This window comes from Pseudoalteromonas sp. NZS100_1, from assembly GCF_015864285.1.
GTDB lineage: Bacteria > Pseudomonadota > Gammaproteobacteria > Enterobacterales > Alteromonadaceae > Pseudoalteromonas > Pseudoalteromonas arctica.
Window position 1 is genome coordinate 42,781 of sequence record NZ_JADYXN010000023.1, and the last position, 13,028, is coordinate 55,808.

General features: G+C 37.5%; 14 protein-coding genes and 1 tRNA gene. 4 read left to right on the plus strand and 11 right to left on the minus strand.

Translation table 11 applies throughout. From position 1 onward, the window contains the following. Positions 1-51 precede the first annotated feature (51 nt). A complete protein-coding gene (locus I6F66_RS14920; RefSeq protein ID WP_024592249.1) occupies positions 52-1,302 on the minus strand; it encodes an outer membrane protein transport protein in 1,251 nt (416 codons plus the stop codon). Positions 1,303-1,585: 283 nt separating this feature from the next. On the opposite strand from I6F66_RS14920, the gene I6F66_RS22580 reads away from it, so the two are divergent. After that, positions 1,586-1,909, plus strand: a complete 324-nt coding sequence (locus I6F66_RS22580; RefSeq protein ID WP_024592106.1) for a hypothetical protein — start codon at positions 1,586-1,588, stop codon at positions 1,907-1,909. On the opposite strand, the gene I6F66_RS14925 is transcribed toward I6F66_RS22580, so the two are convergent. Continuing rightward, entirely contained in the window at positions 1,869-3,083 is a 1,215-nt protein-coding gene (locus tag I6F66_RS14925) for an HD domain-containing phosphohydrolase (RefSeq protein WP_197119239.1), read from the minus strand. The genes I6F66_RS22580 and I6F66_RS14925 overlap by 41 nt on opposite strands. Positions 3,084-3,435: 352 nt before the next feature. Here I6F66_RS14925 and I6F66_RS14930 point away from each other — a divergent pair, with 352 nt between their 5' ends. After that, a complete protein-coding gene (locus I6F66_RS14930) occupies positions 3,436-5,199 on the plus strand; it encodes a lysophospholipid acyltransferase family protein (RefSeq protein WP_165727263.1) in 1,764 nt (587 codons plus the stop codon). A 108-nt stretch (positions 5,200-5,307) separates the two neighbouring features. Here I6F66_RS14930 and I6F66_RS14935 read toward each other — a convergent pair whose 3' ends face one another. From I6F66_RS14935 to I6F66_RS14945, 3 genes are all read right to left on the minus strand, one after another. Beyond that, complete coding sequence (locus I6F66_RS14935) at positions 5,308-6,012, minus strand: NRDE family protein (protein WP_197119240.1); 705 nt, start codon at positions 6,010-6,012, stop codon at positions 5,308-5,310. A gap of 1 nt (position 6,013) precedes the next feature. Continuing rightward, positions 6,014-6,547 carry a DinB family protein gene (locus I6F66_RS14940; protein ID WP_165727261.1) on the minus strand — a complete coding sequence of 178 codons (534 nt, stop codon included), beginning with the start codon at positions 6,545-6,547 and terminating at the stop codon, positions 6,014-6,016. 214 nt (positions 6,548-6,761) lie between these two features. After that, positions 6,762-6,836 (minus strand) — tRNA-Arg (locus tag I6F66_RS14945). Positions 6,837-7,082: 246 nt separating this feature from the next. On the opposite strand from I6F66_RS14945, the gene I6F66_RS14950 reads away from it, so the two are divergent. Further along, on the plus strand, positions 7,083-7,265 hold the full coding sequence (locus I6F66_RS14950; RefSeq protein ID WP_007587299.1) for a hypothetical protein: 183 nt from the start codon (positions 7,083-7,085) through the stop codon (positions 7,263-7,265). Here the strand turns inward: I6F66_RS14950 and I6F66_RS14955 are convergent. The 3 genes from I6F66_RS14955 to I6F66_RS14965 form a co-directional block, all read right to left on the minus strand. Then, positions 7,262-8,074 (minus strand): phosphotransferase, encoded by an 813-nt coding sequence (locus I6F66_RS14955; RefSeq protein ID WP_165727260.1) that lies wholly within the window; start codon positions 8,072-8,074, stop codon positions 7,262-7,264. The genes I6F66_RS14950 and I6F66_RS14955 overlap by 4 nt on opposite strands. 3 nt (positions 8,075-8,077) lie before the next feature. Beyond that, on the minus strand, positions 8,078-8,695 hold the full coding sequence (gene pnuC / locus I6F66_RS14960) for a nicotinamide riboside transporter PnuC (RefSeq protein ID WP_007587303.1): 618 nt from the start codon (positions 8,693-8,695) through the stop codon (positions 8,078-8,080). A 201-nt stretch (positions 8,696-8,896) separates the two neighbouring features. Beyond that, positions 8,897-9,148: a hypothetical protein gene (locus tag I6F66_RS14965; protein ID WP_007587304.1), complete on the minus strand. Its 252-nt coding sequence runs from the start codon at positions 9,146-9,148 to the stop codon at positions 8,897-8,899. A gap of 107 nt (positions 9,149-9,255) precedes the next feature. Here I6F66_RS14965 and I6F66_RS14970 point away from each other — a divergent pair, with 107 nt between their 5' ends. Continuing rightward, on the plus strand, positions 9,256-9,495 hold the full coding sequence (locus I6F66_RS14970; RefSeq protein WP_007587305.1) for a DUF2960 domain-containing protein: 240 nt from the start codon (positions 9,256-9,258) through the stop codon (positions 9,493-9,495). A gap of 19 nt (positions 9,496-9,514) precedes the next feature. On the opposite strand, the gene alr is transcribed toward I6F66_RS14970, so the two are convergent. From alr to I6F66_RS14985, 3 genes are all read right to left on the minus strand, one after another. Then, positions 9,515-10,594, minus strand: a complete 1,080-nt coding sequence (alr, locus tag I6F66_RS14975) for an alanine racemase (RefSeq protein ID WP_007587306.1) — start codon at positions 10,592-10,594, stop codon at positions 9,515-9,517. Continuing rightward, positions 10,594-11,973, minus strand: a complete 1,380-nt coding sequence (gene dnaB / locus I6F66_RS14980) for a replicative DNA helicase (RefSeq protein WP_007587308.1) — start codon at positions 11,971-11,973, stop codon at positions 10,594-10,596. The genes alr and dnaB overlap by 1 nt, the downstream gene beginning before the upstream one ends. 113 nt (positions 11,974-12,086) lie before the next feature. Beyond that, positions 12,087-13,025: a DUF4097 family beta strand repeat-containing protein gene (locus I6F66_RS14985; protein ID WP_197209438.1), complete on the minus strand. Its 939-nt coding sequence runs from the start codon at positions 13,023-13,025 to the stop codon at positions 12,087-12,089. Positions 13,026-13,028: the final 3 nt, after the last annotated feature.

Below are 13,028 nucleotides of genomic sequence, written 5' to 3' on the forward strand. Positions count from 1 at the left end.
AAAGTGAGCGGCTTTTTTGTGCCCTGTGATTAACCACAAGACACTTCTACATTAAAACTTGTAGTTGTACTGAGCGCCAATAAGTACTGCATTACCTTCTGACTCAAACTCAAATCCATCTTCTTCAAAGTTCTGAGTTTTACCACGGATAATACTTACACCAAGATCAACGTTAGAGCTTTGATCAATTGTGTAGTTACCACCGAATGAGAACCAAAAACGATCTGTATCTGGGATAGAGATCGACAGGTGATCTTGTGATACTGGAGACTGATCAAATGCTACACCAGCACGAAGTAATAAATCTTCGTTATATTGGTAATCTGAACCAACAGCGAAACGGTATGAATCAGAGAAGCTTTCATCTTTATTAAATGCGCTAAATTTATCGCCAGTTGGAGCTGTAACTTGTGCTTCTAATGAATCAAAGCTACTCCAACCTGTCCATAAAATACTGTAATGAAGACCAAGTTTTTCATCTAACTGATGAGAACCTGAAAATTCAGCTATTGCAGGAAGTGTTATTTCAACAGAACCAGGTAATTCAGTTCCATTTAATCCACCAAAAGCTGTTGGTATTTGATTCGAGTAATCACCTTCGAATGTAATATCTGTTTCTGTACGATAATTAAAACCAAAACGGCTGTTATCATCTAGCTGATACATTAAACCAACATTTAAAGCGTAACCTGTATCATCACCTTCCAAGTTCACAACTTCAGTGCTTGAAGCAAATGGTAAACCAGAGCCAGCATGACGCACAATAGTTGCATCAGCGTAAATTACGTTTAAGCCAATACCATAGCTAAACTTTTCAGTAACTTTATAAGCAACGCTTGCATTTAAGTTAACGGTGAAGATTTCTGTTTTACCAGCAATCTGTCCTGCTGAGTAGTCATCGTCAAAGTCTGTTGATAAACCAAAGTTAGAAAATGCACCAAAACCAAGCGATACTTTATCGTTGTAAGGCATAGTAAAGTAAGCTGCTGGTACCACTGCACTTGGTGCAATGCTATCGTCATCTAATGAAGATTGATCAATACCAGTTGGCGCGCCTTCACCTTCTAAGCTTACATCTGGGATTACGCCAATAGCAGCAACACTTAGTTGCTTTTCTTTAAATAAAGTCATTAGTGCAGGGTTACGTGCAACTACAGACGCGTCGTCTGCGATAGAAGCTTCACCAGCGTATGCGCGGCCTAAACCCGATGCATTTTGCTCTGATAATTGAAACGCAGCTGCAAAGCTATCAGCTGAAACAAATGCAAGCGAAGCTGCAATAAGGGTTTTAGAAAATTTCATTGTTGAGTCCTTAACCAAACTGACTGTCTGGGTACTATGTGTGTTGTTATTAGGATTTAAAACGTGATTACACTACCTTAATTTTTTGTAAAAAACTCTATGAATACGTCAAAAGACAGTAAAAAACATGTTTTTTAACGACATTTTAACAACTATTTAAAACTCATCGGATGAGAAGTGTGGTATTAGAGTAAACACTCTAAATGTAATTAATTATCATTTAGATTGACTTGAAATTAGTAGCAACTTACACTCATTATAAAATCGCAATGGAAGTAAAACTGTGATCATTTTATTTATTATTACAGGGCTAATATTTTGTGGGGCGAGTGTGTTTTGCTTTTACAAAGCAAACTACTGCGCATGTACCCAAGCAGGACAATGCGATAACCCCGTAAACCATTATTGGTTAGGGGCAATGTTAAATGCGTTGATCTCTTTAGCGCTGTGTTGTTTTGCATTGCACGTAGAGCTAGGCACTTTGTTATGGTTAACACTGATGGGAAATTGCTTTTTGGGTGCGTTTATTTCTGCAAAACAAACTAAAAAAAGGCAATGCAGTAAAACTAGTTCAACAAATGCTCTTTTAGCAGGCGAGACAAATTAATCTGATAATCTAAGGGCTTAACACTTGATAGTATTTTAAGCTCTTGGGTGTGCTCACTTAAATCGATGTCTTTCGGTGTAACATGATGATTGTGCTTAGCATTATAAAATAGCTTAATTTTAGGTTTAATAGGATTTAATACGTTCCCTTCAAGCACTAAGGCTAAACGTTCATTCGTTAATTTTACAATAGTTCCTACCGGATGAACCCCTAAACACTTTATAAAACGCTGTACTAACTCACCATCAAACAATTGCTTATTGGCTAATAAGTACCGCAATGCGTTGATTGGTTCATCACCATCTTGATGCATTCTATCGGCAGTCATTGCATCGTACACATCTACAATTGCCATTATACGCGCTGGACGACTTAACTTCTCTGCCTGTAGGCCTCGCGGATAACCAGAGCCATCTAAGCGCTCATGATGATTCACTATCATATCAAGCATAAGGGGTGTTATACCCTTCTCGCCTTTAACTAAACCCAAACCTTGAGCTACATGCTTTTTAATCGCTAAGAGCTCATTATTAGTAACCTTAGTTGGCTTTGAAAATATACCCTGCGGTAATTTAGCTTGGCCTAAATCATGAAGTAACGCGCCCATGGCAAGCTCTTGCACAACAGCCATTTTGTACCCTAAGTATTTAGTAAATACAGCGGTAAAAATGGCGCAGTTGATCATATGCCGCCAGTTATAGCTGTGTTTATCTTTTATACGAGTAAGAATAGTCATGGCGTTGGCGTTACGAAAAACTGAGCTGACTATTTCGCTGGCTATTTCATCAAGCACTTTTATATTAACACTCAGGCCAGATGTTAAGTCACCGTATAACGACTGTAGCTTTCGGCCATGCTGATCGTAATTGACACTCGCTTTAGCAAATTCTTGTTCAATTGAGATTGCTATAGGTGTTTTTTCGGCTTTTTGCTGGCTATTAGATGTTTTAGGTTTGCTTTGAGGCTTATATTTGGCAGGAACTGGGGCATCACCTTTAGCAAAATCTATAAGCAGCTCAAGCACCCCTTCAGAGACTAAACGCTTAATAATAGATCTATCGCGCACTAAGCCACTGGTCTTAATTTTTATGCTATTGATCCCTTCATGTTGCTTAGTAACGCTATCAACATACATACCAGGAGTAAGCTCAGATACGGGCAAAGTAATTAGCATAAAGGCGGGATTTTTCTATTAAGGAATATGTACCTTAAATAGCATTAATTAAGCCTAAAAGTCTAGTTTTTGAGTTGTAAGTAGTTATATATAACTAAAAGCATTATTTACAGCCCTATTTGAGCTGCATTGTAATTCTGATTATTTTACTTTTTAATAATTAAACGCTTTCATCTCAACTACACTAAATTGCTTATCACTAAAAAGCAGGTGATTTAGCTATAAAATTTATCTAATCATTATAAAAAAGCGAACTTTATTAACCTTTCTTGAACATAATATTGTTTTGCCTCGGTCTCAATATACACAGCACTTAATAACAACTGCTTTAAATTCTTAAGAGTACTAATATATGACAAAACTAAACCACCCCGTATCAAACCTAAGTGTGGCTGCAATAAACACAGCCTCGCCTTTGGGTCATATATTAAAAGCAGCCGCTCCACTGCTCGATAGCTTATTAGGTATAAATAAACTGCGTGATATATACCTCTCTAATAATTTATCGGGTTTAGATAAGCAGGAGTTTAGTGAAAAGCTTTTAAATGTATTGGGTATTAATGTACTTGGCGCACAAAGTGTTATTAACAAAATACCTAAGCAAGGCCCTTGCATAGTAGTATGTAACCATCCTTATGGCATGATTGAGGGCGTAATAATTGCCAAATTACTCACCCATTATCGTAGCGATACTAAAGTAATGGCTAACGTTGGTTTAAAAATATTTACAGAAATTAAAGATTATTTTATTTTTGCTAATCCACTAAAACCAAAAGCAGCCATTAATACCAGCGCAATTAAACAGTGTTTTAGTCATGTTAAAAATGATGGCCTACTTGTGGTTTTTCCTGCTGGCAGGGTTTCGTTTTTTCAATCAAAAAAACAACGTGTAACCGACGGTCAATGGAATCGCTTAGCGGCTCAACTAGCCTTAAAAACACAAGCCCCTTTATTACCTGTGTTTATTAGTGGTCAAAATAGCCCTATGTTTTACAATTTGGGACGTATTTACTACCGATTTAGATTATTAATGCTAATACGTGAATTACTTAAAATTCAAAAAAGGTCCATTAATTTAGGTGCTGGTAATTTACTTACACCCAAGTTATTAAATAAATTTGAGAAAACTGACGACATTAACGATATTGCACGCCTGCTTTGCTATTTAAACGATGAACGCTTTGTAACACCTTGGCAAGACGATGCCCAGTCAATGCAACTAAAAGCGATTATGCAGGATGTTGATAAAACAAAAATGACGAGTGAACTTGCTAGCTTACCAAGCGAGCAGCACTTATTAGACTTTAAAAGTTACTCCGTTTATTACGGTTATCAAGATCAAATACCTAATTGTGTTGCTGAAATAACACGCCTTAGAGAAATAACCTTTCGTACATTAAACGAAGGAAGCGGCGAGCCATGTGATACCGATAAGTTTGACGCAACCTACATGCATTTATTTATTTTTGATCATAAAAATGAAGAGATCATTGGAGCTTATCGAATTGGACAAACTGATTTATTACAAAAAAATAGCGACGTGAGCGCCCTTTATTTATCGCAAATGTTTAATTTTGAACCCTCTTTTATTAATCAACAACAGCCGTGCTTGGAAATGGGTCGCTCGTTTATAGTTCAAAAACATCAAGGCAGTTACCATGGCTTATTACTGCTATTTAAAGGGATCGGTGCGTTTATGGCGCAAAACCCACGTTATAGGACTTTATATGGCACTGTTTCATTAAGTAAGCTTTACGACCCTCGTTCTGTCGCAATTATTGACCATGCAATGGTTAATAATAAACAAGGTGTTAGCGCCAATACGCCTTTTAATAATAAAATTCATCCAGAGTTTGAAGACTTCATTAGTGATCACACGTTAAACATAGATCATGTATCAACATTGGTTATGGGAATAGAAGAAGACAAAAAAGACATACCAATTTTATTAAAGCAATATCATAAGCTAGGCGCTCAATTTCATTGTATGGGAATTGACAGTAACTTTAATCACACCCCAGGATTACTTTTAAGTGTGCACCTACCAAGTGCGCCTGAAAAGCTACTTAAGCTCTACCTTGGTGATAAAAAAGATGATTATATAAATCACTCATAATTTTCATCTGCTGTATTAATACTGCAGATGAAAATAGAGCAACAAAAAAGTCGACGCAATTAATTGCGTCGACTTTTTTAGTTATGTAACAGCTATAAAAATATTTAGTTAAGCTGCAGCCACTTTTAAACAACTAATGCTGCTAATGAGCTGAGACTGCTTATCAAAATAATTAAAGCGTATAGTGTTACCAACTTTAATATGACTAATACTGACTGTCATTGCATCTTCTCTTTGCATATTTACAGCATATTGGCCTTGATCAGCTTTGCTGTAATGAAATGCTAAAAACTGCTCACTTGCAGGATATCTTAAGTCAATAAATTGCTTAAATTGTTGTTTACGCTTTTGTGTAACTGTTTCTAGCTCAACGCCAGACGACGTTGCAAGCGATTCAACTTGGCAATCGATTAATTTTTTTGTGTCCCACCGAACAAAAGCGATGTGCCCATTATTTAGCGATAATTTATCCGGAAAAATACACAATTTAAAAGGCGCGTAACCCGATAAATCCATATTTTTTAATTGAGACAATGCAGGGGTATTATTGCTTAGTAAATGCGGGATTAAGAGGCCTCTGCTGTGCTTTACGGCAGTTATATCAAATGCACTTTGATAATCGTTTAATAAAGCTAATGTTTGCCCCCAATGCGATACACCAAGCCAAGTACCACCCCCTTGCGGATCGATAGGGTAAATTGCGTTATCTGTGTGCTTACTCGGGGCGATTGCCATTTCTCGCGTTTTTTGTTCATCACGATTAAAAAACAACTCGTAGCCATCATCAGTTAGAAAGTAACTTAAAGTGCACATATTAACTTTGCAGTGATTTTAATTGGCTTTGTTGGCTTTTTTCTCTCAAAAAAGTGGCTGTACTTGGTGCTAACCCAAAGTTCTGGTCGAATGATGCTTTTTGTGCAAAGGTAATTTGTGAAATCATCGCATAGTGATGTACTGCATGGCTTCCTACAAATATAAGCTCTCGTGCTAATGAGGTTGTTACAGTTTGTACATTTTTACTTTTAATTGATACTTCGCTTGAAAGTAACAGCGGTTTATTAAAATCATCTGGACTTAGCTGTTCAATCCACGATGCTATCTCGGCAATTTTTTTTATAGCTTCACAGGGGTTACTTTCAATATTACTGCCGCGTAGGCGACTATCGTAATCAATATTATTTATACCAAAGCCCGTCATTAAAGATTGGTAATGATCGATAATGTGGCGCATATGTGACCCAACTGAACTAATGAAATTAGGAGCAACGATTTGCGAATAATCCTCTTTAGTTACACTTTCAAGATAAGCATGTCCTTGAGCGAGTATTTCTAACTGACTATTTAACATTGAATCGGTTTTCCTCATTTATAATTTCGTCGTATATGCATACATAACGTTAGATAACATTTTGAATAATGCAATTTTGCATTGTATAAATAACTAGAAAGCTGTTCTTACAATAAAATTTCAAAATTTATGCAGTAATACATTTTTAAATACAAAAGTAATTAATGAAAAGCTAGATAATATAGAGGGGAATATTAGTAGATGTAAAAGCAAATGGCGCTCTCGGTAGGGATCGAACCTACAACTTAGCCTCCGGAGGGCCACGTGATATCCATTTCACCACGAGAGCACATTTGTTGCCGCCACACCAACTCGCGATATCAGTGCTTTAGCATCAGCAATGATAAAGAGATCTTTAAATAAATACCAGTAACATCAGCTTATATGCTTATTAATTAAACTCTTTTAAATAAAACACTTCACAATGGCTTAAAAACACGCTATTTATTCTTATTGAATAGGAAACAGTAACGGTTTAGTAACATTGAAACTATGATTGTCGCTGTGCGGATGGATTTAATACGAGGAAATAATGATGAGTTTAATGTCTACTGAGCAAGTTGCTGAATTTTTAGGTGTAAAAGTAGAGCGTGTAAAACGTCTCTCTAGAGAAAGTTTATTAATTGCTAAATCAGAAGATGAAAATGGTGAACCACAATTTGATACAGCCGAAGTAACAAAATACAAAGAGCTCGCCGAGCGCTTTGGTGGTCTTTAACATCTACAAAAAGTATTATTAACGAGTTTAGTTAGCTGCGCGCGTAACATTACAGATTTACTAGTTATGCTGCGCTCTTCATACCAGCCAATACATAACACTAAAAAAAACAGCTTATAATAATTCAGCTTATCCATTGAAGGATTAAACGTTTTTGTTTTATCGATACTATTTTTATAGTTATTTAACAATGCACTTTCACTGCTCTCATTAAGATTAAAGCTCACTGCAAGGGCTGACAAATCAAAATACACATCGTTAGTTTGTGCATATTCAAAGTCAATTAAATACATGCCTGAAGCATTTACAATAATGTTATCTTTTACTAAGTCGTTATGACAAAAGCCTCCATTAAATGACATAGCTGCAACGGCTTTGAGTGCCTTCTCTATTTGAGGTTTGTATTGCGTATATACGTGGGTGCTTTGATAAAAATGAAGCTCTTTAGCTATATCCATTGGCGCGGTAGACACTTTGTAATTGTGCACTTGAGCAAGTTTATTAATAAAGCAAAGCGTTATATCCGATTGCGCGCTCTTGCCTTCAATATAATTAAATACCGCACGACCGTTTTCTTTATCAAGCCAAATAGGCGCAGGGCATATATTAAAGTCACTTAAAAAGCGCTGCGCTTCAAGGCTGTCACTTGGCCAATGGCTTTTATAACACTTTAACAAATACCCTTGTTGCTCGGTACGTATTAAAAAATTATCGTTACTAAAGCCATTAAGTAATCGCTCGCTTGAAACAATGCTTGTAGGCTCTATAAACGCACTACACATTTTTACTAACTGGGTATGCTCAATCATTGATTAAAGCTGTGCTAGAGGCTTAGCTTGGCTTTGTTCGTACTCTTCGTACCAGGTTTTAAAGCCCCACGCTGCCATAATGGTATAAAATATAAAGAGTGCTAGCGTTGGGTAATAGCCTTTTTCGTAATATAAGTACATAGAAGCTGCATCGATTACAATCCAGTACAGCCAGTTTTCAAGGACTTTTTTAGCAACTAAGTAAGTCGTTACTACAGCAAAACACGTTGTAAAACTATCAAGGTAAGCAAAGTCGGCATGCGTATAGTTTTGCATAACATAGCCAATAACAATTGCAGCTACGGTTGTTAAACTAATTAAAACAGCATGACGGTTTATCGACCACGATGTAATATTTAAATTTGCAGCTTTGCCTTTACGCCATACAACCCAGCCAAATACAGCCATATACATATAATAAAAATTAAGTAACGACTCCATAAGTAATGCGCCATTCCAGTACATTATTGTATAAATGAGCGTGCTAAAAAATGCCGCAGGCCAACACCATAAGCTTTCTTTTATTGCTAATAATAAATAAGCCATCGACAACCCTACCGCAATATACTCCCAATGCGACATTGCTGTAAAACCACTTAAGGTTTGTGTTAAAAAGTCCATATTATGCAATTACCGTTTAGTTGTGCCGATTGTTATACCAATCTGCTTATATACGGGGTCTATTTAACGTTAAGAAAATTACGCTAGAACTAGGCAAAAATTTTTGTATCTAGTTGTTCTAAATAAAAAATTTTTAATGACGTTATAGTGCAATTTAATTCGTTAAATTGATCAAATATTTATGCAGGTTGGTATTATAGGTTATTCAGGCGATAAGTCGCCAGAGAGAAACTTACATACAAAAATAGCTTTACCAAATTCTTCATATGAACGTTTAATTTCGGTATTTAACACCTGCATTACTAAATCGTAATCACCAAAAATTTGCGTTGATAACGTGTTAGTAATCACTTTTAAATCATCGTATTCGTTTAATCTGTCAATAAAGCCCTGAATAAACGGGATATAATCTTGGTGAAGTGGGTATTTACTGATCTCTACTGATAATTTCATTTTTGACTCTTTATTTTAATTACCGATTACAACAAGTCATTCAATGCTAGAGCCGTTATTAAATACAGTGTAAAATCGCTGCAACACTCAATTGAAATGAGCTTAAAATGGCACGTAGAATAACCTACAAATATAAAAACGAACCGCGCGAGATTAATTTCGCTAAAGATAAATACCACGACATGTATCAAGCAATTGCTGCCGCCGAAGGTATTGATCTGACTAATTACTTAAGCATGGTACAGCAAATAGAAATGACCTCAAAAGGGTCTGCTTCTGTTCGTAACTTTCGCGACCAAGAATTTGCCCGTATGGGCTTTAGCGACGTTTACTTTATAAAAGAGTAAATACCGCTTTATAGCTGTATTAACGCTGATACTCATAACTTACGCGCGGTGTAATATTACATAATAGCTCGTAAGGGATAGTATCAGCGCATAATGCTATTTCTTCAACTGGTAGCTCAGGGCCCCACATAGTGACTCTGTCGCCCACTTTAATATTGTGCTCATTAGCGCCTATATCTACGCTAATCATATCCATAGCAACACTGCCAACAATACCATAACGCTGCTTACCAATTATTACTGGTGTGCCCTCTTTAGCGTGCCGAGGATAACCATCGCCATAACCCATAGCCACAACAGCTAACTTGGTTGGTTTATCGCTTTTCCAACGTCCGCCATACCCTACCGCCTCATTAGCTGGTACATTACGCACTGCAATTACGCGCGTAGTTAAGCGCATAACTGGTTTTAATTTATGTTGTTGCCCAATACTATTTGCCATTGGCGATACGCCATATAGCATAAGCCCAGGGCGCACCCAATCACCATGACCGCTCGGCCATGCAATAATACCAGCAGAATTTGATAAACAATGTGCTTGGTCAATGCCATTCACTAAGTTATCAAATAACGTGATTTGTTGAACCGTTTTGGCATTATCAACATCATCAGCACACGAAAAATGGGTCATTAAATTAACGGTATTTTTGGCGTTAGGTGTTTTTTGTAAGCGGTTATAAAACTCTTCAAACTGCTCTGGCGCAATACCTAGTCGATGCATACCTGTATTTACTTTTAACCAGCATGTTATTGGCGCATCGAGCTTTGCTTTTTCAAGCGCGGCTAATTGGTATTCGTCATGAATAATAGTTTGAAAGTTATTAGCGAGTAAAATAGGTAAGTCGGCTTTGTTAAAAAAGCCTTCTAGTAAAACTATTGGCTTTGTTAAGCCCCCAGCTCGAAGGGCAAGCCCTTCATCTATTCGCGCCACAGCAAATGCGTCAGCATTATTTAAATGCTGCGCAATCGTTACTAAACCATGCCCGTAAGCATTTGCTTTTAGCACCGCCATTACTTTGCTGTTAGGTGCAAAGCACTTAACTTGCGCTAAATTATGCGCAAGTGCAGCTAAATTAATTTCAGCAGTGGCTAGGCGCATTAGTAATCGTCATCTACCGCTGGTCCCGCGTAATTATCAAAGCGAGAAAATTGACCTTGGAATGTTAAACGCACTTTACCAATTGGGCCGTTACGTTGTTTACCTATGATAATTTCGGCAATACCTTTGTCAGTACTGTCTTCGTTATAAACTTCATCACGGTAAATAAACATGATTAAATCGGCATCTTGCTCTATCGACCCCGACTCACGTAAATCTGAGTTAATAGGACGTTTATCGGCACGTTGCTCTAGCGTACGGTTAAGCTGCGAAAGCGCAACAACCGGACATTTTAGCTCTTTTGCTAGTGCTTTAAGTGAACGTGAAATTTCAGCAATTTCTAGCGTTCGGTTATCAGCAAGGCTTGGTACACGCATTAACTGCAAGTAATCGACCATGATCATACTAATGCCACCGTGGTCACGGGCTATACGCCTTGCACGTGAACGCACATCGGTAGGTGTTAAGCCCGATGCATCATCAACGTACATTTTACCTTTTTCCATCAATAAGCCCATTGTTGATGAAAGTCGTGCCCAATCGTCATCATCTAATTGACCAGTACGTACCTTAGTTTGGTTAATACGGCCAAGAGACGCTAACATCCTCATCATAATTTGTTCTGAAGGCATCTCTAGAGAGTAAATTAATACTGGTTTGTCTTGAGTCATTGCAGCATGTTCTGCAAGGTTCATCGCAAAAGTGGTTTTACCCATAGATGGACGCGCTGCAACAATAATTAAGTCAGAAGGCTGTAAGCCCGTCGTCATTTTATCAAGATCGGCATAACCTGTACTTACACCCGTAACACCATCTTGTGGTGATTGATAAAGCTCTTCTATTTTATCAACGGTTTTTTCAAGGATGCTATGAATGCTTTGCGGGCCTTCATTATTTTTTGTTCGTTGCTCAGCTATTTTAAACACTTTGCTTTCGGCAAAATCGAGTAAGTCGTGACTAGTACGCCCTTCGGTGTTAAAGCCGGCTTCTGCAATTTCGTTCGCTACGCCAATCATTTCACGTACAACAGCACGTTCGCGTACAATACTTGCGTAAGCGTCAATGTTAGCAGCACTTGGCGTGTTTTTAGCTATTTCTGCTAAATAAGCAAAGCCACCAATTCCTGCCAGTTTATTATTTTTTTCTAAACTTTCAGAAATAGTGATTAAATCTATCGGATCGCCAATCTCAGCAAGTGCCGTCATCGCCTCAAAAATTAACTTGTGCGTGCGGGTATAAAAATCCTGTGATACAACAAGCTCCGCTACGCGGTCAAAAGCTTGGTTATCAAGCATTAAGCCACCTAAAACAGATTGTTCAGCTTCTATTGAATGGGGAGGAACTTTAAGTGTATCGACTTGCTTATCTGGTTTGGCCATAACTTCACAGTAGTAAAATTGAATGGCTCTATTCTATCGACTTGAAGGGGCTGTGCAAATAGAAAAGCAGGAAATCTTTTCCTGCTTTTTGTAATCGTGAAGGTGAATGAGCGTTATTTAATACGAAGCTCTATGCGCCCACTAATTGTATCCATTTCAACATTAGCATTACCGCCATTAATGCTAAATTCTAAATCACTGGCTGGGCCGTATTTAGCTTTACTGACTTTATCGCTAGTAACTTTATTAATGATTTTTCCATTAGCGTGCGCTTTAATTTCAAAATTTGCAGATACGCTGTCAGGAAAGTAAAAATCACCATCGCCACTTACCGATTCAAAACGTACATCACCGCCTTTTAAAAGCTCTTTAATATGTACTTCGGCTTCGCCATTCACCGTGTTAATACGTAAGTTTTTAATTGACGATAGCGTAAAATTTATATCGCCATTTACATTTTCAAGGCGCACATCATTGGCGCTTGAGGTTGATTTAATATCGCCATTAACAGCGCTAAAACGTAGTTCACCACTCGATTCTCTATCGTTAATTTCGCCATTAACGGTTTCAAATTGAATATTACCACTTAGGTTTTCTGCATTTACATCACCATTTACGGTGGTGAGCTTAATGTTGCCAGTAATATCATCTACCGTAATTTCGCCATTAACCACGTCAACTTCAGCGCCGTTTTTTAGCTCTTTCGCAGTCACCGATACATTAACACCAGCAAACTCTAAACTACTGCTTTTAGGCATAAATATGGTTAGGCTTGAGCCATCGCCATTATTACTCCAATTTGATTTACGTGGCATTTTTACAATAAACTGAGTTTTATCGCCATTTGTTTTAAGCTCATAACCCTCGGCTTTGTCATCAAGCTCGCCAGATACTTTAAATTCGTTTTTATCCCAGCCTGTAATATGTATATCACCGCGTTGGTTTTCAATAAAAATAGTGCCGCCACTTGGTACGTCTATTTGCTTATCTATTTTTTCACCCGCTAATACCGCCAACGGAAATAAGCTCAGTCCTAATAAAATCGCTTTCATGTA